General features: G+C 33.1%; 23 protein-coding genes. 19 read left to right on the top strand and 4 right to left on the bottom strand.

Annotation, left to right across the window (positions count from 1 at the left end; translation table 11 throughout):
• Positions 1–127: 127 nt before the first annotated feature.
• The 4 genes from HYG84_RS03630 to HYG84_RS03615 all read left to right on the top strand — a co-directional run bounded on the left by HYG84_RS03630 (position 128) and on the right by HYG84_RS03615 (position 2,419).
• Entirely contained in the window at positions 128–643 is a 516-nt protein-coding gene (locus HYG84_RS03630; RefSeq protein ID WP_212380773.1) for a hypothetical protein, read from the top strand.
• A 609-nt stretch (positions 644–1,252) separates the two neighbouring features.
• Entirely contained in the window at positions 1,253–1,717 is a 465-nt protein-coding gene (locus tag HYG84_RS03625; protein WP_249168704.1) for a VanZ family protein, read from the top strand.
• A 112-nt stretch (positions 1,718–1,829) separates the two neighbouring features.
• Entirely contained in the window at positions 1,830–2,024 is a 195-nt protein-coding gene (locus HYG84_RS03620; protein ID WP_212380772.1) for an ATP-binding protein, read from the top strand.
• A 68-nt stretch (positions 2,025–2,092) separates the two neighbouring features.
• Positions 2,093–2,419 (top strand): rod-binding protein, encoded by a 327-nt coding sequence (locus tag HYG84_RS03615; RefSeq protein WP_212380771.1) that lies wholly within the window; start codon positions 2,093–2,095, stop codon positions 2,417–2,419.
• Positions 2,420–2,500: 81 nt separating this feature from the next.
• Here the strand turns inward: HYG84_RS03615 and HYG84_RS03610 are convergent, their stop codons facing one another.
• Both HYG84_RS03610 and HYG84_RS03605 read right to left on the bottom strand, forming a co-directional pair.
• Positions 2,501–3,079: a cyclodeaminase/cyclohydrolase family protein gene (locus HYG84_RS03610; RefSeq protein ID WP_212380770.1), complete on the bottom strand. Its 579-nt coding sequence runs from the start codon at positions 3,077–3,079 to the stop codon at positions 2,501–2,503.
• 316 nt (positions 3,080–3,395) lie between these two features.
• A complete protein-coding gene (locus tag HYG84_RS03605; RefSeq protein ID WP_212380769.1) occupies positions 3,396–3,989 on the bottom strand; it encodes a LysM peptidoglycan-binding domain-containing protein in 594 nt (197 codons plus the stop codon).
• 349 nt (positions 3,990–4,338) lie between these two features.
• Here HYG84_RS03605 and HYG84_RS03600 point away from each other — a divergent pair, with 349 nt between their 5' ends.
• From HYG84_RS03600 to HYG84_RS03585, 4 genes are all read left to right on the top strand, one after another.
• Positions 4,339–5,100, top strand: coding sequence for a DeoR/GlpR family DNA-binding transcription regulator (locus tag HYG84_RS03600; RefSeq protein WP_212380768.1), 762 nt, complete (start codon positions 4,339–4,341; stop codon positions 5,098–5,100).
• Between the two features lie 73 nt (positions 5,101–5,173).
• Positions 5,174–6,499: a four-carbon acid sugar kinase family protein gene (locus HYG84_RS03595; RefSeq protein WP_212380767.1), complete on the top strand. Its 1,326-nt coding sequence runs from the start codon at positions 5,174–5,176 to the stop codon at positions 6,497–6,499.
• Positions 6,500–6,536: 37 nt separating this feature from the next.
• Complete coding sequence (pdxA, locus tag HYG84_RS03590) at positions 6,537–7,535, top strand: 4-hydroxythreonine-4-phosphate dehydrogenase PdxA (RefSeq protein ID WP_212380766.1); 999 nt, start codon at positions 6,537–6,539, stop codon at positions 7,533–7,535.
• A gap of 93 nt (positions 7,536–7,628) precedes the next feature.
• The gene (locus HYG84_RS03585) at positions 7,629–9,005 is read left to right on the top strand and encodes a GntP family permease (protein ID WP_212380765.1); all 1,377 of its coding nucleotides are present in this window, start codon (positions 7,629–7,631) and stop codon (positions 9,003–9,005) included.
• 116 nt (positions 9,006–9,121) lie between these two features.
• On the opposite strand, the gene HYG84_RS03580 is transcribed toward HYG84_RS03585, so the two are convergent.
• Both HYG84_RS03580 and HYG84_RS03575 read right to left on the bottom strand, forming a co-directional pair.
• Entirely contained in the window at positions 9,122–9,331 is a 210-nt protein-coding gene (locus HYG84_RS03580; protein WP_212380764.1) for a hypothetical protein, read from the bottom strand.
• 103 nt (positions 9,332–9,434) lie between these two features.
• A complete protein-coding gene (locus tag HYG84_RS03575) occupies positions 9,435–10,166 on the bottom strand; it encodes a zinc dependent phospholipase C family protein (RefSeq protein ID WP_212380763.1) in 732 nt (243 codons plus the stop codon).
• A 345-nt stretch (positions 10,167–10,511) separates the two neighbouring features.
• Here HYG84_RS03575 and HYG84_RS03570 point away from each other — a divergent pair, with 345 nt between their 5' ends.
• The 11 genes from HYG84_RS03570 to HYG84_RS03520 all read left to right on the top strand — a co-directional run bounded on the left by HYG84_RS03570 (position 10,512) and on the right by HYG84_RS03520 (position 22,211).
• Positions 10,512–12,086 (top strand): PTS transporter subunit EIIC, encoded by a 1,575-nt coding sequence (locus HYG84_RS03570; protein WP_212380762.1) that lies wholly within the window; start codon positions 10,512–10,514, stop codon positions 12,084–12,086.
• Entirely contained in the window at positions 12,086–12,841 is a 756-nt protein-coding gene (locus HYG84_RS03565; RefSeq protein ID WP_212380761.1) for a MurR/RpiR family transcriptional regulator, read from the top strand. The genes HYG84_RS03570 and HYG84_RS03565 overlap by 1 nt, the downstream gene beginning before the upstream one ends.
• Before the next feature lie 4 nt (positions 12,842–12,845).
• On the top strand, positions 12,846–14,174 hold the full coding sequence (locus HYG84_RS03560) for a family 4 glycosyl hydrolase (protein WP_212380760.1): 1,329 nt from the start codon (positions 12,846–12,848) through the stop codon (positions 14,172–14,174).
• Positions 14,175–14,186: 12 nt separating this feature from the next.
• Positions 14,187–15,380, top strand: a complete 1,194-nt coding sequence (locus tag HYG84_RS03555; protein WP_212380759.1) for an N-acetylglucosamine-6-phosphate deacetylase — start codon at positions 14,187–14,189, stop codon at positions 15,378–15,380.
• Between the two features lie 74 nt (positions 15,381–15,454).
• Entirely contained in the window at positions 15,455–16,624 is a 1,170-nt protein-coding gene (locus HYG84_RS03550) for an NAD(P)-dependent malic enzyme (protein ID WP_212380758.1), read from the top strand.
• 85 nt (positions 16,625–16,709) lie between these two features.
• A complete protein-coding gene (locus HYG84_RS03545) occupies positions 16,710–17,249 on the top strand; it encodes a spore coat protein (RefSeq protein WP_212380757.1) in 540 nt (179 codons plus the stop codon).
• Between the two features lie 235 nt (positions 17,250–17,484).
• Positions 17,485–18,528: a spermidine/putrescine ABC transporter ATP-binding protein gene (gene potA / locus HYG84_RS03540; protein WP_212380756.1), complete on the top strand. Its 1,044-nt coding sequence runs from the start codon at positions 17,485–17,487 to the stop codon at positions 18,526–18,528.
• 1 nt (position 18,529) lies between these two features.
• Positions 18,530–19,351 (top strand): ABC transporter permease, encoded by an 822-nt coding sequence (locus HYG84_RS03535; protein WP_212380755.1) that lies wholly within the window; start codon positions 18,530–18,532, stop codon positions 19,349–19,351.
• Entirely contained in the window at positions 19,345–20,133 is a 789-nt protein-coding gene (locus tag HYG84_RS03530; RefSeq protein ID WP_212380754.1) for an ABC transporter permease, read from the top strand. The genes HYG84_RS03535 and HYG84_RS03530 overlap by 7 nt, the downstream gene beginning before the upstream one ends.
• Positions 20,134–20,174: 41 nt before the next feature.
• Complete coding sequence (locus tag HYG84_RS03525; RefSeq protein WP_249168740.1) at positions 20,175–21,176, top strand: ABC transporter substrate-binding protein; 1,002 nt, start codon at positions 20,175–20,177, stop codon at positions 21,174–21,176.
• A gap of 132 nt (positions 21,177–21,308) precedes the next feature.
• Positions 21,309–22,211 carry a phosphatase PAP2 family protein gene (locus HYG84_RS03520; RefSeq protein ID WP_212380752.1) on the top strand — a complete coding sequence of 301 codons (903 nt, stop codon included), beginning with the start codon at positions 21,309–21,311 and terminating at the stop codon, positions 22,209–22,211.
• Positions 22,212–22,235 lie beyond the last annotated feature (24 nt).

The following is a 22,235-nucleotide window of genomic DNA, read 5'->3' as shown; positions in this document are numbered from 1 at the left end:
TATCCATTTATCACGAAATGGATAAAGCAAACTTCTCTTTGCTGCATATTTTTTATAGTTTCAAAGGACAGATTTTTATGATATTATTATAAATAATGAAAAATACTCTAACGAAAGAGGTATTACTATGAAAAAAGTAATTGCAATTATAGTTATCATTATTCTGGTAGTAGGGATAGCAGGAGCTTTTTCAGTTAATTATATATTTGATAAAATGATAGGTAATCAAATACTAAGCGGACTAGACTTAGAACTTGTAACAGATGAGGTTACAGATTATTCTATTGCTGATAATGATTTGGAGAATGAAGATAAAGATATTGGTAAAGAAAGCCACGAAAAAAATAATACTAGTGAAGGTAAAAAAGAAGGATATGCTGAAGACAAAAATTCTAGCAAAAGTAATGAGTTTACTGCTGGACAGTTAAAAGAAATAGAAGATCACTTTTCTACTATGGACAAATTAAAGGTAACGAGTATGCTCACTAGTAAGCTTTCTATGGATGAAATAAAGGAATTAGTTAGCCTTGCTTCTGGTGGAGTGAATAAAGAGGAATTAAGTAGAATAAAGAAAGACTTAAAGGAAAAATTAAGTCCAGATGATGTTAAATATTTAAAAGATCTTTATGAAAAATATAATTAACTTTTTATAAGTATCACCAATCAAGATTCAATGCAAAGTAAAAAAACTCTAAGCATTGAATCTTTTTTATTATGAATATAACAAGGTTCGTGGATCTATCAGCAATCTCACTACCTTTGCCCCTTCTATGATTAGCTCCTGACCCTGCTGTAGCCATAAAATGGCATTATGCAAAAAATAAAACTTCCCTTATCGAATATATTTGGAGAAAGGGAAGTTCTTTATAAATATATCCTATCTTTAAAGCTTAACTTGTACAACTATATCTTCAGACTTACCAGATACTTCCTTATTTCCTCTCTAGCTTGAGTATATATTCATAGATCTATTTTTAGCTTCTATAAATTTAGAGTTAAGAGTATCTACCTTTGATGCAAAATCAGATATTGCCAAATCGATTTAGCACTGTCTACAAAACCTTTATCCGAGAAGCAACATAATAGTTATTGTCTGAAAATGGTAATGATAGTTTTTTATATCTTTTTTATTTACATTCATATAACAGTTTTGGTTGACTGAGCTAGTTCTAAAATAATTAATACTACTATTATTTAAGAGGTAAAATAGGATATAATATAGAGTAAAAGAAATTGAAAAGGAGTAAGATCTTTGTCTAGACAGAAAAATTCAACTACTACGTTTTTTATGATAGCAGTATTACTTTGGATGCTTATTATTTTTATTTCATCAGCCCAGCCTGCCAATAGATCAAAACAGCTTAGTAATAGAGTAATCAGAATAGTCATAGAAACAGTAGAAAAAATTGTTCCAAATAGAACAACGGATATAAATATTGGTAGATTACATCATTTAATAAGAAAAAATGCCCACTTCTTTTCATATTTAGTTCTAGGAGTGTTAGTAGTTACTGTTATTAGAACAAGTGGAACTAGGGGTACTAAGGGAATTTTAATAGCATTTGCAATATGTGTGATTTATGCTATCAGTGATGAAATACATCAGGCCTTTGTTCCTGGCAGAGGGCCGCAGATAAGAGATGTTTTTATTGATAGTGCTGGATCAGCTGCAGGTATAGGCTTCTATTGGTTTGTAGGAAAAATAGTTAAAAGATAACTAATTAGACGAAGTTTAAAATTTACTTTTTCCTACAGTTCAGAATAAAAATATGGAGTTAAAAGCTACAGTAGACGATAATTTAAATAATATAATTGGCGATCAAGACTAGATGAAGCAAATACTGTTAAACTTAATTGATAATGCTATTGAATACACTAATTCAAATGGATTAATTAAGCTAATATGCAGGAATATATCTGATGGCAGTATAAATGTAAAAAGCGAGTTGGTAAAGGAAGCAGCTTTAGATTGTTTCTTCCAAGTGAAGCATAAATTAAATAGGATTATAGTGAATATTAATTGATATGATAGACGAAATTATGATAATATTAAATTAGTATAAACTATAAATTAAAAAATGTAGGTGAGCAGATGATTAATATGAATCCAATAAACCCATTAAGTCAAATAGACAAAACAGCTAACATAAGACAGACAGATGATCCTCAAAAACTTATGGAGGTTTGTAGAGAATTTGAGAGTATTTTTATAAATATGATACTAAAACAAGCAAGAAGTGGAATGAATACAGATGGCTTAACAGAAAAGAGCTATGCTAGAGAAATATTTGAAGATATGCAAGACGAGCAGATGGCACAAAGCATGTCTAAAGGGCAAGGTATAGGTTTGGCACAAGAGCTGTATAAGCAGTTATCTCGAAATACAAATAAAATTACTAATATAGTTGATAATGAATAAGGAGCTATACCAACTGGAGAAGTGGCTAAGATTAACTTGTTAAAGAGATATACCTCGTTAGATAAGGGAGTGATCCTGCATCTAAGGGGTATTTTTGCTATATATTTTTATTTGTTCTTCTATCAATTCCAGCTCAGTGGTTATCTTGTTAAAAAAATCTTTGTCTTGTATAAAAATTAAATTGCATTTTATATGATATATTAAAGAAGTAATAGTAGCTTTTGCAATAAGTAAAGCCGCTGCTCCATCAGTTACTAAATAATCATTACCTTCTTTAATGATTTTATTAATAATACCAACCATATTTAACACTCTATGAGTTATTTCTAAAGGTATATTTATTGAGGTTTTATAGCATTCCTCTCTATTCTCTTCTGTACTGTTTATAGCATTTATGACATTCTTATAGGCTTGTGTATCCCTATCCATATCCTCTAAAAATTGTTCTCTATAGGCGGAACATATTTGTATCACTTCATCCATATAATCTAGAATGTCTACGGATTTATCCTTATTATTGATTGTGTGTCTAGCCACCATCTCAGTAAGAGCAGCTGCAGAAGCAGCACATAAGGCAGCTATGCTTCCTCCAGCAGGAGTGCGGGGTTTAGTAGCAATATCATGTAGAAACCTATCTATAGACTTATCAGCAATTCTCAATTTATTCTCCTCCATTGGGACATGTTGCTTGTAGAAATTTTTTTTTGTCCTATTAATATTTAGTTTATTATCTGTAAGTTAAGAACTTTTTAATCATACATATACAAATTTAAAAGCTATAGTGGATTTTAAAAGTAATTTTAATCCCTATAGCTTTTGTTTCATCCGATAGTTATCAACTCTGAAACCTTATCTTCTGAAAGAGCAAATAAGAACTTTAGATTTCCTAGAATAAAAGAATTTGATCTTATGAGGAGTGAAGTTTCCTTTGTATCTAGATAATACAAAATAGGGTATATTTTCTAGACCATTGTATTTAAGCTCTTGGTATACAAATTATTTGGCCAATTCTTAGAGCATCTGGGTTTACATTTGGGTTAGCTCTTATTATTGCGTCTACTGTTGTATTAAACATTCTAGCAAGACTAAAGAATGTGTCTCCCGCTCTTATAATATAAGGGGTCGTTCCAATAGGGCAAGTAGTTGGTGGAGGTATAACACCACAATTTACACCAAGTGCAGTCCAAGTTTGTCTACCCACTACTCCATCTATAGGAATATGCATATCTCTTTGGAAAGCCATAACTGCTGCTCGGGTTCTAGATCCAAAAATACCATCAATAGGTCCTGGATCATAACCAGCATTTCTTAAAAGCTGTTGAAGCTGAGTAACAAAAGGACCTATACTGCCAAGTCTTAAGGTAGGACATGGACTTATAGGTGGTGGAGTGGTTCCTGGTATACAAACTATTTGACCAATAAACAATCTATCTGGATCAACACCAGGGTTAGCTGCTATTATGGCATCAAGTGATACGTTAAATCTTCTAGACAGTGCAAAAAATGTATCTCCAGCTCTAATAGTATATGGCATCGTTCCAATAGGGCATGTGCGTTGCTGATAGTACATAACTAATCTCCTCCTTTAAAGCGCTATAGTATACTATAGGAATATAGTATACTATAGTATATTTAAATAATAGGAATTGGTTCTATAAAGATTTAGATTATATACCATACAAAAGAGATAGGTATTTTTTTAATATCTATGGTAAGTTCACCCATACTAATTTATAATTTACTTAAATTGTAGATAAAAAGTCTTTTGAAGAGGATCCTCTTTAAAGGACTTTTTATTTTAGCAAAGTTTAAAAATATATTGATAAAATAAAAAATAAAACATATAATTAACATAATAAAACATAAAACAACTAATTATAACATGAAATTTGTTACAATATAACAAATAGGAGGATAATATGCTTCAAGCAGAGAGAAGAAACCATATAATAGAGTTGTTAAATAGAGATGGGAAAGTCGTTATAGACGATCTAGCAAGGATATTAGAGGTCTCTGAAATGACTATAAGAAGAGATCTTCAGTATTTAGAGGAACATAAACTAATTACACGAACTCATGGAGGTGCCGTTTTACACAATCTGTTAACAAAAGAGATCCCTTATACAAAGAAGGCAGAACAAAATATAGAGGAAAAACAAAGGATTGGTATGTATGCTAGCTCCTTAGTGAAAGAAGGAGACATAGTTATTTTAGATGCTGGAACTACAAATATGGAAATTGCCAAAGGTATAGTAGACATTAAAAATTTAAAGATTATTACAAATGATCTTATGATTGGAGCATTTATTTCAAAATATGATGGGATAGAAGTATATTGTACAGGTGGAACTATACAAAGGGATACGGGAGCTTGCTTAGGAAATACTGCAATTGAGTTTTTACAAAATATTAATGCTGATATTGCCTTTGTAGGGGCCAGTGCTATAGATATACAAAGGGGAATTACAACTCCAACTATGGAGAAGGCCCAGTGGAAAAAAGAAATAATTAAATGTGCTGAAAGGGCGATATTAGTAGCAGATAGTTTAAAGTTTCGAAAGGTTAGCTTTGCTAAAATATGTTCGTTAAATAGGCTAGATTTAATAATTACCGATACTGGTATAGATGATGAAATACGACAAGAGTTTGAGAACCTAGATGTGGAAGTAAAGCTAGTTTAGAAAAATGTACCAAAAAGGTTTTTAATATTTTTAAAAATATTAGGGAAAGAATAATGGCATTAGGAGGGATTAAATGTTACAGGTAGTAATTATAGCCGATGACCTAACTGGGGCAAATGCTACAGGAGTGCTTTTAGCTAGACAAGGATTTAAGACGGCCACCTTTTTAAATCTGGATAATCATTATAAAGAGGCTAAGGACAACTTCGATGTTATATCTACCACTACAGATAGTAGGGGAATTTCAAAGGAAGAAGCCTACTCTAGTGTAAATAATATAGTTAAGTTTTTTAAAGATAAAGAAGTAGGGTTATTTTCTAAAAGAATAGATAGTACCCTACGTGGAAATATAGGAGCAGAAATTGATGCAGTATTGGATGAATTAAAAGGACAAGAACTAGCTATAGTTGTACCTGCGTTTCCTGCTTCAGCAAGGATAACTGTAGGAGGATATTTAATGGTAAGTTCCGTACCTTTAGAAAAAACAGACGTAGCTAAGGATCCAAAGACTCCTGTTAATCATTCCTATGTTCCAAGCATTATAAAAGAGCAGACAAAATATTCAGTAGGGTTTATACCACTGGACAAAACCCTTAAGGGAGCTCGCTCCATAGGAGAATCTATTTTAGATGAAAAGGACAAAGGTAATAGAATTATAGTAATTGATGCTACAACGAATGAAGATATATCTCAAATTGCAAAGGCTGTTGAGCTTACTAAGTTAAATGTAATAGCAGTAGACCCAGGCCCATTTACTGCGGCTTTAGCAAAAGAATTAATTGGTGAGCCAATAAAAGTGCCAGGAAGAAAAGTAATGTTAGTTGTAGGGAGTGTAACAAATACTACTAGAAAACAATTAGATGAACTTAGATTAAAGTACAACCCATTATTAATTTCAGTAAATGCTAAAGATCTAATTTATGAGGACACCTATAATAGTGAAATTGATAGGGTTGTGGAAAAACTATTTAATGATATTAAGAACTATGAAATTGTTGGTGTAGTAACTACTCAAAGGGAAGATGAAGTGCTAAATTTAAGTGAACATGCTACTAATTTAGGAATTACAGAGGATGAGGCTTCTCAAAGAATTTCTAATGGATTGGCTAAAATTGCTAAAAAGGTTATGGAAAGAAAAGATGCTGCAATAGGAGGATTATATACGAGTGGAGGAGATGTAACTGTTGCAGTGTGTAAAGAGTTTAAATCTTCAGGTATAGAGGTGAAGGATGAAGTACTTCCACTTGCGGCCTATGGAAGAATAATCGATGGAGAGTATGATAATACACCTATTATTACAAAGGGTGGACTTATTGGAGATTCTACAGCCCTTGTTAAAAGTGTAGAGTATTTATTAACAAAGATTTCTAATGAATATCATTTAAATATTAGTAAGTAATGTATATTAGAAGTTAAAAAGAGAGGAGACGTTTAGAATGATAAGACCATATATATGTGTGCCCATGGGTGACCCAGCAGGAATAGGTCCTGAAATTGTAGTTAAGGCTTTGGTAAATGAAGAAGTTAATAAGGTTTCTAAGACTGTAGTTGTAGGGGATGAAAAAACCCTAAGACAAGCAATGCGGTTTACAAACACACATTTAGATATCAACATAATAGAGGATGTTAGGGAAGGAAACTATGTTTCAGGTGTACTTAACCTAATAGATCTAAAAAATGTAGATATTGATAATTTACAAATGGGTAAGGTTCAGGGCATGGCTGGACAGGCTGCTTTTGATTATATTAAAAAATCTGTCGAACTAGCCCTTGAAAACAAGGTAGATGCTATTGCTACAACTCCTATCAATAAAGAGGCCTTAAAGGCTGGTAATATTAATTACATTGGACATACAGAGATTTTAGCAGATTTAACAAATACAGAAGATCCTTTAACTATGTTCCAAGTTTTTAATTTAAGGGTGTTTTTTCTTTCAAGACACGTATCTTTAAAACAAGCTTGTGATATGGTAACTAGAGATAGAGTACTTGATTATATAAAAAGATCTGTAAAGGCACTGGCAAGATTAGGTATTGAAGATCCTAAACTAGCTGTGGCAGGTTTAAATCCACATAGTGGTGAAAATGGACTGTTTGGTGATGAAGAGGTGAGAGAAATTGTGCCTGCTATTGAAATAGCCCGCCAAGAAGGAATAGATGTAGTTGGCCCTGTACCGGCAGATTCAGTATTCCATTTTGGATTAAAGGGAAGTTATGATGCTATTTTATCTCTATTCCATGATCAAGGCCATATTGCAACTAAGATGGTAGATTTTGAACGAACAATTTCCATTACTAACAATATGCCATTTTTAAGAACCTCTGTAGACCATGGTACTGCTTTTAACATTGCTGGTACAGGAGAAGCTAGTTCTGTAAGTATGGAAGAGGCTATTTTACTAGCAGCTAAGTATGCACCTAATTTTAATCGTTAGTCTTGTATTTATAAAAAAAAAATATACTAGTGATAATTTAAATATATGGGCCCATCACTAGTATATAGATATAAAAAGTAAGGAGGATATGTAATGGATGTGGCGGTATCAGGTAACCAAATGATATTTGGTTTAGTAATTGGTATTTTCTTATTAATTGTTATGATTATGAAAACAAAGATCCATGCCTTTCCAGCTTTAATTATTGCTGCGGCAACTACTGGACTAATTGGAGGAATGCCGGCTGAAAGTGTTATAGGCTCTATTTCCGATGGATTTGGAGGAACTTTAGGCAGTATAGGAATTATTATAGGATTTGGAGTAATGATGGGCGAGCTGTTTGAAGCATCTGGAGCCGCAGAAAGGATGGCAAGAACCTTTATTAAGGCCTTAGGAAAAGATAAAGAAGAATGGGCTTTAGCCATAACTGGATTTATTGTTTCAATACCTATATTTTGTGATTCAGGATTTGTAATATTATCTCCTTTAGTAAAGGCTATTTCTAGAAAAACTAAAAAGTCTGTAGTATCTTTAGGTATAGCTCTAGCATTGGGACTTGTAATTACCCACTCCCTTGTTCCACCAACACCAGGACCAGTAGGGGTTGCTGGAATATTTGGAGTAAGTGTGGGGAGTATTATTCTGTGGGGTATAGTTTTAGCTATTCCCATGACTATTGCAGGAACATTATACGGAAAGTGGCTTGGAAAGAAAATTTATCAGCTTCCAAGTGAAGATGGTGAAGGATGGATTAGACCAGAATATGAAAAATCAATCTCTAATTTTGAACATGATGAGGACGATAGAGAACTTCCATCAGTATTCATGGCCTTTGCACCTATAATAGTGCCAGTCATATTAATTTTATTAAGCACTGTTGCGACTGCACTAGAACTAGAAGGAGCAGGAATAAGTGCTATTAAGTTTTTAGGAGCGCCAGTTATTGCTGTAGGAATTGGTCTTTTAGTTGCAATTTATGGACTAACATCTAAAAGTACTAGAGAAGAAACCATAGAAAAAATGGAGCAAGGAATTAAATCAGCGGGTATTATTATTTTAGTTACTGGTGGTGGCGGAGCCTTAGGAAATGTATTAAGGGATAGTGGTGCAGGTAATCATATAGCTAATCTAATTGCTTCAACTAATATACCACCTATTTTACTTCCCTTTATAATAGCTTCCCTAGTGCGTTTAATACAAGGAAGTGGAACTGTTTCAATGATTACAGCAGCATCTATAACTGCACCAATTATTGCCACATTAGATGCTAACCCTGTATTTGCTGCATTAGCTGCTTGTATAGGATCTCTAATATTTTCTTACTTTAATGATAGTTATTTCTGGGTAGTAAACCGTATGTTAGGAATTAAAGAAGCTAAAGAGCAGATTAAAGTATGGTCCGTAACAACAACTATTGCATGGGCAGTAGGGTTGGTTTCATTATTAATTATTAATGGTATATTTGGATAGTATAAGATTTTGTCTGCCCTAATGAAAATGAAAAAACCTTATAAGTATAACATAAAATAGATTATTATAAATTAAAAAGTCTTTTAGAGAATGATTACTCTAAAAGACTTTTTAATTTATTCACCCATTTTTCTACGCTGTGTATTTGGTTTTTTTGTAAGCTGACTTTTCATGTTTATATTATTTTTTGCTGAATTAGCTGAGTGCTTTCCTGTGGATTGTTCTTGTTTTTTACTTGCTAGTTTTTGCTGCATAGCTTCTTTTAAGCTAATCTTTTTTCTCTCGGGATTGTTAGTATCTTGATTATTATTTTCTGAATTCGCCATAAAAATTCTCCTTTTGCTTATATAATAATTTCTTTAGAGATAACAATATTATAATCTACCCAATGATATTAAACAATAACATTTATAAAGGGACTTTTATGACTTAATGAGTTTTATTTTTTTTATGATTAAAACCAAATACATCCCGATAAAACATAACCATAGCTCCAGCCGTAGTCCGTTTTGATAAAGGTAGACCACATCTTGCAACGCGGTAATATCTTTCTTCATCTTCAGAAATGTGTTTAAATCTTTTATAAGTTTTAAGAGCTATACGAGCATTAAATCTAATGTAGTTTTCTATTGAGTCTAATAAATATGCACCTGTATTAACTTGGAACTCACTAACATATCTATAGGTACGCTTTACAAAAGTTTCATATTGCTTATGATTGTCCAGTAATCTAATGTTAGCATGTTGTGGGATTGTCATGTCTTGAATAATGTGTAGAGCCGCTCCAAGATAAAATAAGGATTTATTAAATTCTCCTATTGCCCAAAGATCAATTGCCTTTGAATAATAATCTACACCAAGTTCCATAGCGCTTCTTCTTCCATATAACCCCTTCTTCTTATAAGGATTATAAAAATGATTAGTACTCTTAAAATCTTGATCAGCCCATACGGCACCTTTATTAATGTAGTAAATATAGCTGGTGAAAAAGTTATATTCATTCATAAACCTATCATTTTTAAGAATTTTTAGAGCTTTAATATTAATAAATTTATGTACATTACACTGGGTTTTAATAATTGATTTTTTTACAGGGTTAACAATCCCGAATACTGTTTTAAGAAAATAATCATATGTAGTTTCAAAAATATCCTTATCCATTGTATAATCACCTTCAATTTAAATGAGATATCTTTATTATTTACTAGATATAGAATAATAGACATAGGATTTTTTAGGTAAAATATCAAAAATAACTCTTGAATTGCTTAGTTAAGTAGATCTATAAAGATATGGTTCTTATTGTTAATAGTACAGAAAGACCTAGCCTGCTTGGTGAGTTGGCAACTGTAAAGCATAATTATAGACCAAAGTCATAAATAATTACCGTAGACAAATGAAGGTAACATAGTCCTAAAGATAGCATATCTATTGTGTTCGAATAGCTATTATGAGAATATAATATTAAGGTAGTTTCAAAATATTTTGATAAAAGAGGTGAAGGAATTGTCAAAACGCAGTAGATTTAGTGAAGAAGTTCAACGGTTTGGTAGATCCTTACTACTTCCCATAGCTGTTATGGCACCGGTGGGAATGGTACTGGGATTGGCAGGGGCTTTAGTACAAGGTTATATGATTGAACGAGTTCCTATGTTAGGCAACCCTACTATTCAACTTATTTTAACTAGTTTAAGAGATATTTCAAATGTTATTTTTAGTAATATTCCTATCTTATTCGCCATGGGTGTAGCCTATGGAATGTCTAAGAAGGAAAAGGGTATAGCGGTATTTTCATCTATTATATCTTATTTAATTTTAAATGCTACAATCAATATTTGGTTAAAGGCAACAGGTAATCTTGCACCAGCAGACCAAATGGCTCAATTGGGTCAAGGCATGGTGTTGGGAATCCAAACCTTAAGGTTAGATGTACTTGGTGGTATTATAAGTGGGCTTGTGGGATCAATTCTAGCAGATAGATTCTATGACCTGGAATTGCCAGTAGCATTTGCTTTCTTTAGTGGTAAAAAATCTGTTCCAATAATCTCTATTGGGGTAACTATGGTTATAGGATTAATAATTCCATTCTTTTGGCAAATGCTAACTAATGCATTAATTTCAATGTCTTCTGTTATATTAAGTGGATCATTTGGAGTATTTTTAAATATAGTAATGGTTCGTCTTTTAATTCCATTCGGCCTTCATCACGTTTGGAGTGCTCTACTTAGATTTACACCAGCTGGAGGAACCTATGTAATTGCAGGTGAAACCTTTGTAGGTGTATTACCAGCTCTTAACAAGATTTTATTTGAGCTAGGTCCAAATCATGAAGCATGGGAGATGCTACCAGACTTAACTAGATTTATGGCGCAAAACCAAATGCTTGTAACATTATTTATCATTCCAGCAATAGGCCTTGCTATGTATAAAACAGCGTATGCTAAAAATAAGCCTTTTGTAAAGGGTATTATTATAACCATGGTACTTACTCCGTTCCTAGGAAACGTAACAGAGCCTATGGAGTTCTCTTTCCTATTTATTGCTCCATTACTTTATGTGCTTTATGTTGCATTAGCAGCCGGAGGAGCAGTTGTATTGTATCTACTAAAGACAGGTGTAGGATATATTAGAGGAACAATATTTGACTTTGCTATATTTGGTCTAATGTATGAAAATACTAAATGGTATAATCTTTTAATAGTAGGTATTCCGCTATTCTTCATCACATACTTCTTATTTACCTGGGCTATTAAAAAGTGGAACATTCCAACACCAGGTCGTGAAGAAGATGAGGTAGAATATAACTCCTTGCTAAAGGAAAAGCGATATGACGAGGTTGCTGCAATTGTAATTGAGTCAATAGGAGGAAGAGCAAATATACTAAACGTTGAAAACTGTGTTACTAGATTGAGGATAGATTTAAAGGATATGAAAACAGTGGATAAAGAAAAGTTAAAGACATCTGGAACTTCTGGCATATTCTTCCCTACGAAGAACCATATACACATTGTATTTGGTCCAAACGTAGAATTTGTTAAAAATGCCGTAGACCGTCAGCTACGGGGCGAGGTGGCTAAATAGTGAATCTAAGCAAATTGACAGAAAAATATTCGGAGCTTACTGGACTTGAGAAAAAAATTATAGAGTATATAATGAATAATCCAGAAAAGGTAATTCATCTTACAGCTAATGAGGTAGCAGAAATATTATATGTATCAAAAACCTCTGTTATTAATCTGTCTAAAAAGCTTGGCTTTGATGGTTACAGCGAACTTAGATACTATGTGAAAGATTATGTTCAAAGCAAAAAGAAAAAGGAAGAGCTTCTATCCTTTGAAGATATATTAGGCAATATCCAAGATGAGGTAACTAAAACCTTAGCTCTACAAAGCGAGGAAAATATAAAGGTTATTGCAGAAAAAATAATAAATTCAAGGATAGTATATATAATTGCAAGGGGAGCTTCTAAACCCATTGCAGATCTCTTAAGCTCTAGATTAGCATTGCTTAGAGTGAAGTCTATATTTATTAGTGATCCTAATCTTATAGACGTATTAGGAGAAGGACTTGACAAAGAGGAAACCCTCTTTGTTATGTCCCTATCTGGAGAAACAGAGAAAATATTAACTATAACTAAAGCTGCTAGGGCAAGAAGTATAGATGTTATTGCATTAACTTCTTTTTCTAGCAACTCATTACAAAAGTTGGCTAATTATAATATGTTTTGCTTTGCCGATGATACGGAGACAAAATATAACGATTTGATTTCAAGAATTGGCTTACACACACTAACCCATATTCTAATAACGTATATCGACATGCATGGAAAGGAGTAATATTATGAACCGTGAAAAACAAATAGTTACAATAGTTGGGTGTGGAAGTACAAGAACTCCTGCATTAATAGGAAGTCTAGTTAATTATAAAGAGAGGTTTCCTCTTAAAAAACTAATTTTATTCGATATTAGTAAAGAGCGTATAGATGCTCAAAAGGACTATATTAGATTAGTAATGGAAGAACATTGTCCAGAAGTAGAACTTCTATTTACAGATGATGAAGATAAGGCATATGTAGGTACAGACTATGTATTTTGCCAAATGCGAGCTGGAAACTTTGAAATGAGAAGTCATGACGAAAAAATTCCACTAAAACATGGTTTAGTAGGACAAGAGACCTGCGGACCAGGAGGCTTTGCCTATGGTATGAGGTCTATTACACCTATGATAAATATGGTGAAGAAAATAAGAGAATATGCGCCTGAGGCCTGGATATTAAACTATACAAATCCGGCTGCTATAGTTGCTGTAGCATTAGACAAAGTATTCCCTGACGATAAAAAAATATTAAATATATGTGATCAGCCTTACTCAATGATCAAATCTTTTGCAAAGATATTAGATGTAGATATGTACGACATTGAGCCAAGATATTTTGGACTAAATCACTTTGGATGGTTTACAAAGCTTTACCATACACCAAGTGGAGAAGATTTACTTCCAAAGTTAAAGGATTATTTAACAAACCATGAATTTAAGCCATTTAATGCTGAGCAAAGAGATCCATCTTGGCTAGAAACCTACAAAAATGTTAATAGAATGATGGCTCATTTCCCAGAGTATTTGCCTAACACATATTTACAATACTATTTCTTCTCAGACGAGATAGTAAGAGAGAGTAACCCTGAATTTACAAGGGCAGATGAGGCTAAAAAAGGTAGAGAAAAGCAAGTATTAGATATTTGTAAACAAGCTAGAGAACAAAATTCATTAGATGGCTTACCACTACTTATCGGTCAAGTTCATGGAAACATGATGGTAGAGGTGGCAGAATCTATTGCTTATGATTTGAAAAAGGTATTTGTAGTTATGGTAAGAAACGAAGGCATTATTCCAAACCTACCTAAGGATGCTATAGTTGAATGTGCTGGAGAACTTACTAAAAATGGAGCAGAAGCGTATCCTTATGGCGAAGTAGGTACCTTTTATAAGGGACTACTGGAAAACCAATATGCTTACGAGAAATTAACAGTAGAAGCGTGCCTAGAGGAAAATTATCAAAAAGCAGTTCAGGCCTTAACTCTAAACCGAACTATAATAAATCCAAATAAGGCAAAGGCAGTACTAGATGATTTAATGGAAGTTAATGGTGAATATTGGGGATTAAAGTAAAGGAGTGATTGAATGTATTTATACTGTGAGAATATTTACACTCCAGAAGGTTTTCAAAAGGGCTATTTAGAAGTAGTATATGGAAAAATAAAGGGTATTTATAATGAAGCTACATCAGATGATATAATCGATTATAGTGATAATGTTATTATACCTGGATTTATCGATATTCATCTTCATGGTTGGGCAACTGGGTCTTTTTGGTATGAAGGTACAAAGGAATCTATAGAAAATATGTCTAGGGAGCTAGTAAAAGTAGGGGTTACATCTTACTTAGCTACTTCAGGAACAGATTCTATAGAGCAAATAAATAGGTATCTTGCTGAGGGGAAAAAGGCAGTAGATAATTGGAGTCCAGACAAGGGCGCACAGGCCTTAGGTTTTCATTTAGAAGGTCCATTTATAAACAAAGAGTATAAAGGTATGCAAAAAGAAGAGTACTGCTTAAATCCTTCTACAGAGCTATTAAAAGGCTTTTTTGAAAGTGCTGGCAAAGAAAATGTTAAATTAATTACCATGGCACCAGAATTACCAGGAGCTGAGGAATTTATTAAATATGTAAATAATGAAGGTATTCAAATTTCTATAGGCCATAGTGCAGCAGAGTTTGAAGATATTGAAAGACTGAAGGACCTAGGTCTAGGTGGTTTTACACATACTTTTAGTGGCATGAGAGGATTTCACCATAGGAGGCTGGGCACTGCAGGTGCAGCTATGTATTTTGATGATATGTACGCAGAGTTTGGTAAGCAAACAGGTATGACTGTAAAGCCTGAAGCCTTTAAAATTGTTTACAAGGTAAAAGGTCCAGAAGGTATTATATTAAGCACAGATTGTACAGGTCTTGCTCATGTTACCGAGCCATTCCATCACTATATTCGTAAGTGCACATTTATTCCTGACAGGGACTATGTTAAACTAGTTTACGATGATGGAACAGAAGAGCGAATAAGTAAATCTGATTATGATAGCGTTAAGGACTTAGAGCTTAGCTTTCTTGGTTCTGTCCGTAATGTAGTAAAAAATGTACAGGCATCTATTAGTGATATAGTGAAAATGGCTTCGGAAAATCCAGCAAAATATATTGGAGTATATGAAACTAAGGGATCTATAGAGCCTGGTAAAGATGGAGATATTTTAGTAATTGATGATGAATGGAACCTACTTGATGTATATGTAGGGGGAGTAAAGCAAAATATTAAATAGTGTAATTAATTAGGGCTGTATTGAGCTTTTGGCGCTTAATACAGCCCTATAATTGTAGAAACGAGGTTAGAGATATGGATGTAAAAGAGATGAGCCTAAAGCTTCACGAGGAGAAAGCTGGTAAGATTGAAATAACTTCAAAGATTAGAGTAGCAAACAATGAAGACCTGAGTCTAGCATATACTCCCGGAGTAGCTGAACCATGTAAAAAAATACATGAAAACAAGGAAAATGCATTTAAATATACCGCAAAAGGTAATTTGGTAGCCGTCGTGACTGATGGTACTGCTGTGTTGGGTCTGGGGGATATAGGCCCAGAAGCAGCCATGCCTGTAATGGAAGGTAAGTCCATATTATTTAAGGAATTTGCCAATGTAGATGCATTTCCAATCTGCCTTGATACAAAGAATGTAGATGAAATTGTAAATATTGTAAAAGCAATTTCTCCGACCTTTGGAGGAATTAACCTAGAGGACATTGGAGCACCAAGATGCTTCGAGATTGAAGAAAGACTTAGAAAAGAGCTAGATATACCTGTATTTCATGATGACCAGCATGGAACAGCTATTGTTGCTACTGCTGGACTTATTAATGCATTAAAAATAGTTAACAAAAGGCTTGAGGATATAGTTGTTGTTATTAACGGAGCTGGGGCTGCGGGTGTTGCTATCACAAAGATGCTTAACGGTATGGGAGTTAAAGACATTCTGTTATGCGATAGACAGGGCATTATTTACTCAGGTCCACATAACAATATATATAAGGAAGCTATGGCCAGTATAACTAACAAAAATAAAAGGCAGGGAAGCTTAAAAGATGCTATGGAGGAGGCTGATGTATTTATTGGTGTATCAGCACCAGATATAGTAACAAAGGATATGGTAAAGGCTATGAATGTAGATCCTATTATATTTGCCCTAGCTAATCCTATTCCTGAAATTATGCCCCATGTTGCAAAGGAAGCGGGAGCTAGTGTAATAGCTTCTGGCCGTTCAGACTTTCCTAATCAAATAAATAATGTTTTAGCTTTTCCCGGTATCTTTAGAGGAGCACTAGATGCAAGAGCAAAGGAAATTAATGAGGAAATGAAGTTAGCAGCAGCCTATGCAATAGCAAATCTCGTTGGTGATGATGAATTAAATGCGGAATATGTTATACCGAATCCATTCGATAAAAGGGTTTCAGAAAGAGTCGCAAGTGCAGTAGAAGAAGCAGCTAGAAAAACTGGTGTCGCAAGAAGATAAAAAGACGATGAATTTATTTACTAAGAAAAAAAGCATGAATAAAAAACCTCCTATTAAGCAAACTACTTAGTAGGAGGTGTTTAATATGAATATAACATTAACACAAAAAGAAAGATTGCTTTTAGAAGATCAAAAAAGCCATGAGGAATTGTGCATTAAAAAATATACCGATTATGCAAATAGAGCGCAAGACCCTCAACTAAAGCAAATGTTTGAAAAACATGCTCAGCACGAGCAGCAGCACTTAAACACAATTAATCAAATACTTAATGGACAGGTTCCAGCTATGAACAATCAACAAGGTCAGAGTAGTCAACAAAGTGGACAACAGGGCGGACAACAGAGTGGAATGCAAAATCAGCAACAAAGTGGTCAACAAATGCAAAATATTAAGCAAATACAAAATGCATCCACATCTGGAAACTCCAATCAAAAAGATAAGGAATTCTGTGAAGATCTATTAATGACAGAAAAATATGTTTCTGGTACATACGACACTACTATTTTTGAATGTATAGATACTAATGTAAGGCAAGCACTTAACCATATTCAAAAAGAAGAACAACAACATGGAGAAGATATATTTAACTATATGCAAAGTCACGGAATGTATACACCGCAATAAAAAAGAAGGGTTTAAACCCTTCTTTTTTATTGTCTATCAAAGTATAAATCTTTTAATTAGTGAGAACTTTTTTTAACGAAAAAATCTGCTATAAAAAGGAATAATAATATTTTTTTAAAAATTACTAAAACCCATTGACATAGCATAGTGATTTTCATTATACTTATTTCTAGTAATAAAAGTTTACTAATTATAAACAAAAAGTTGATTATAAGTAATAAAGGGGGTATGACTGGTGAGCCAACATATCATTGATTTAAAAAATATCACTAAAGTTTATGACGGCGACACATTGGTTTTAGACAACATCAATCTTTATATTAGAAAAAATGAATTTTTAACGCTATTAGGTCCAAGTGGATGTGGTAAAACTACCACATTAAGAATTATTGGTGGTTTTGAATACCCAACGGCGGGTGATGTTTTTTTTGAAGGAAAAAGAATCAATGATCTACCTCCTTACAAAAGACAAATAAACACTGTATTTCAAAAATATGCTTTGTTCCCACATATGAGCATATTTGAAAATATTGCTTTTGGACTTAGAATAAAAAAAATCTCTGAGAAAGAGATTAAAATAAAAGTAGAAGAAATGCTACAGCTTGTAGGACTAAAGGGATTTGAAAAAAGAACTGTAGATTCTTTAAGTGGTGGACAACAGCAAAGAATAGCTATAGCTAGAGCCTTGGTTAACGAGCCAGAAGTCCTTCTATTAGATGAGCCTCTTGGTGCTTTAGACTTAAAACTTAGAAAAGAAATGCAAATAGAACTTAAAAAGATGCAACAAAGAGTAGGTATTACCTTTGTTTATGTTACTCACGATCAAGAAGAAGCCCTTACTATGTCAGATACAATTGCTGTTATGAATGGTGGAAAGATTCAACAAATAGGGTCTCCAGAGGACATTTATAACGAGCCAAAGACAGCATTTATAGCTAACTTTATAGGTGAGAGTAATATTGTAGAAGGAACTATGATAAAAGACTATTTAGTTAGGTTTGCAAATCAAACCTTCGATTGTGTAGACAAGGGCTTTGAGGATAATGCAAATGTAGATGTTGTAGTAAGGCCAGAAGATATTGAAATAACTACTCCGGAAAAGGGTATGTTAAAGGGCAAAGTAATTTCTACAACATTTAAAGGTGTTCATTATGAAATGATAGTGGAGGAAAATGAAAGACAGTGGAAAATCCACGATACTATTATGGCGCCTATGGGAAGTCATATTGGTATGAATATGGCCCCAGATTTAATCCACATTATGAAAAGGAGTAGGTAGTATGAGGATAAAACAAAAAGCTGCGGCTTACCCTTATATAGGATGGTTATTAGTTTTTATAGTTGTTCCTCTAATTCTAGTTCTTTATTTTAGTTTGACATCTCAGGGTGGAGAATTTACTCTGGAAAACTATAGACGTTTTATGGAGCCCGTTTACGGAAAAGTACTTTTACGTTCATTAAACTTAGCTCTTATATCTACAGTGTTTTGCTTAATATTAGGTTATCCTATGGCTATGATTATTGCTAGAACAGACATTTCTAAGCGAAACTTAATGGTTCTTCTCTTTGTACTACCTATGTGGATGAACTTTTTACTTAGAACATATGCTTGGATGACTTTGCTAGGGAAAAATGGAGTTATTAATAATATATTACAGGCCCTTAATCTTCCTGCACTAAATCTTTTATATAATAATGGAGCTGTAGTTTTAGGAATGGTATATAATTTCCTTCCATTTATGATACTGCCTATATATTCTGTACTTAGCAAGATAGATAACACTTTAATAGAAGCAGCTAGGGATCTAGGGGCAAACGAGGTTACTGTATTTAGGAAGGTAATCTTTCCAATGAGTCTACCAGGAGTAATATCTGGTATTACTATGGTTTTTATGCCGGCGGTTACAACTTTTGTTATTCCAAGACTTTTAGGTGGGGGACAGTATATGCTTATTGGAAACTTGGTAGAACAGCAGTTTACCTATGTATATGATTGGAACTTTGGTTCTGCTATATCTATAATAATGATGGTATTTATTTTAATAGCTATGGCAATTATGACTAAATACGACGATCAAAAAGAGGAGGGAGGATTATGGTAGGAAAATTTATTAAAAGGTTTTATACATTTTTAATATTTGTATTCCTATATGCTCCCATAGTCACTTTGATTGCCTTTTCCTTTAACGAGTCCCGGTCTAGAGGGAAATGGGGAGGATTTACTTTAAGATGGTACAAAGAGCTTCTCTATGATGCTCCTATAAAAAATGCATTTTACTATACTATGGTAATTGCACTATTATCAGCGATTATTGCTACAATAATTGGAACTATAGCTGCTGTGGGTATTTATAATATGGGGTTTTTAGGTAAAAAAGTGGTGCTAAACCTTAACTACTTGCCTGTTTTAAATCCTGATATTGTAACAGGTGTATCCTTAATGACATTGTTTATATTCATTAATTTAGAATTAGGATTTTTATCTATGCTACTTGCCCATATTACTTTTTGTATACCCTATGTAGTGTTGGCAGTTTTACCAAAGCTAAAGCAGTTGAATAAACATTTAGCCGAGGCAGCCATGGATTTGGGTGCAACACCATTTTATGCATTTCGTAAGGTTATTTTGCCAGAAATTATGCCAGGAATAGTTACAGGAGCATTAATGGCCTTTACACTTTCTATAGATGATTTTGTTATCAGCTTTTTTACAGCAGGTAAAGGGGTTACTAATCTTTCTATAGCTGTCTACTCTATGGCAAGAAGAGGAATTAACCCTAAAATAAATGCATTATCTACACTAATGTTTTTAGGAGTACTAGGTTTACTTTTAATTATTAACAAAAGAACTGTTATTGAAAATAAAGGAGGAGTTAAAAAGTGAAAAGAAGATTTAAATTAGTTATTGCCTTCCTAGTAGTTTCTATGATGGCAGCTTTAGTAGTGGGTTGTTCTTCTAGTTCGAAGGAAACTTTAACTGTTTACAACTGGGGAGATTATATAGATGAGTCTGTGTTAAAAGAATTTGAAAAAGAGTTTGGAGTAAGGGTAATATACGATACATTCTCTACTAACGAAGATATGTATGTAAAGCTTAAAGCTGGTGGAACTAGCTACGATGTAGCAATTCCGTCGGACTATATGATAGAACGTATGATAAAGGAAGATATGCTAGAAAAAATAGATATGACTAAAATTGATAACTATAAATATATTGATGATAAATTTAAAAACTTAGATTTCGATCCTAGTAATGAATACTCAGTTCCATATATGTGGGGAACTGTAGGTATACTTTATAATAAAGAAGTTGTAAAAGAAGATGTAGATAGCTGGGATATATTATGGGATGAGAAATACAAAGGACAAATTTTAATGATGGATAGCCAAAGAGATTCCATCGGAATTACCCTTAAAAAATTAGATTTTTCTCTTAACTCTAGGGATACTAAGGAACTAGAATTAGCAAAGGGAGAGCTAATTAAGCAAAAACCACTAGTTATGGCCTATGTTGTGGATGAAGGAAAGGATATGATGATTGGCGGAGAGGCAGCACTTGCTGTAGCTTGGTCTGGAGATGCAGTATTTATGATGGAACAAAATGAAGATTTAGGATATGTTGTACCAAAGGAAGGCAGTAATCTATGGTTTGATAATATGGTTATTCCTAAAGGTACAAAAAATAAGGAATTAGCAGAGAAATTTATCGATTTTATGACAAGACCAGAAATTGGATTAAAGAATACTGAGTATATTGGTTATTCAACACCTAATACAGGAACTTTAGAGCTTTTAGATGAAGAAGTTGCAAACGATGAAGTTGCTTATCCTTCTGATGAAGTTATAGAAAACTGTGAAATATTTTTAGATCCAAGTGACTTTTTAAAGGAATATGATCGTATTTGGACAGAAATTAAGGCGTATTAATTTAATAAAAACCTTTAAAGAATAAATTCTTTAAAGGTTTTTTGTTTAATTTATAAAAATGTAGAGGAAAAGGAACATTAATTGTAGAACTATATATTATAATCTACTGAATACTATTTAGGAGGAATCTCTATGTCAGATGTTACATTTATTTTGTGGCTGCAACGATTTTCAAGTGAATTCTTAGACAAATTTTTTATATTGACTACAATGATGGGAAATCCAGAATACTATATGATAATTATACCTTTTCTATACTGGTGCGTTAATAAGAAACAGGCTTTTCGATTTACAATGTTTTTCCTAATTAGCTCTTATACTAATTCGGTTATTAAAGGGTCAACAGGTAGATCAAGACCACCAGCAGATCAGGTTAGAATACTATATGGAGAGTCAACTGGAGGATCAACATCCTTTCCTAGTGGACATGCTCAAGGAACAGCGGCATTATGGCTATATGCTTCCTATTATTTTAAAAGAATGTGGGTTACAATTCTTGCTATTGTTATAATCGCTTTAGTGTCTATATCTAGACTATATTTAGGACTTCATTATCCTATAGACATAATAGTAGGTATAGCATTAGCAGCAATCATTCTTGTAATATATAACCTTATATACGAGCCTATAGCTAATATTATAGGAAGTCTTCCATTTGTATTTAGACTTATTATACCTTTTTTATTGATTCCAATATTATTGATGTTACCAGGACATGATAAGGGTATGGTTGTAGGTTTTTCTATAGGACTTCTTTCTGGCTATCAGTTACAAGAGAGATATTTATACTTTGATGAAAGTGGTTCCATTATAGAGCAAGTAATTAAGTTTATTCTTGGGATTGCAGGCCTATTTGGATTAAAAACAGGGCTAAAGATGTTATTCGCATCATCGGATATTATTCAAATATCTCCTTTAATAGCAGATGTTATTAGGTATGCAGCCGTTGGTCTATGGGCAACCTATGGGGCACCTTGGGTTTTTGTTAAGCTAGGACTTTCTAAAAAAAATAGAAGATGGAAATATGTATTTTAGTTATATAGATTATAAGAGTTTTAA

The organism is Alkaliphilus sp. B6464, assembly GCF_018141165.1.
GTDB lineage: Bacteria > Bacillota > Clostridia > Peptostreptococcales > Natronincolaceae > Alkaliphilus_B.
The sequence above is the reverse complement of the archived record's forward strand: the minus strand, read 5'-3'. Positions and strand labels throughout refer to the sequence as shown.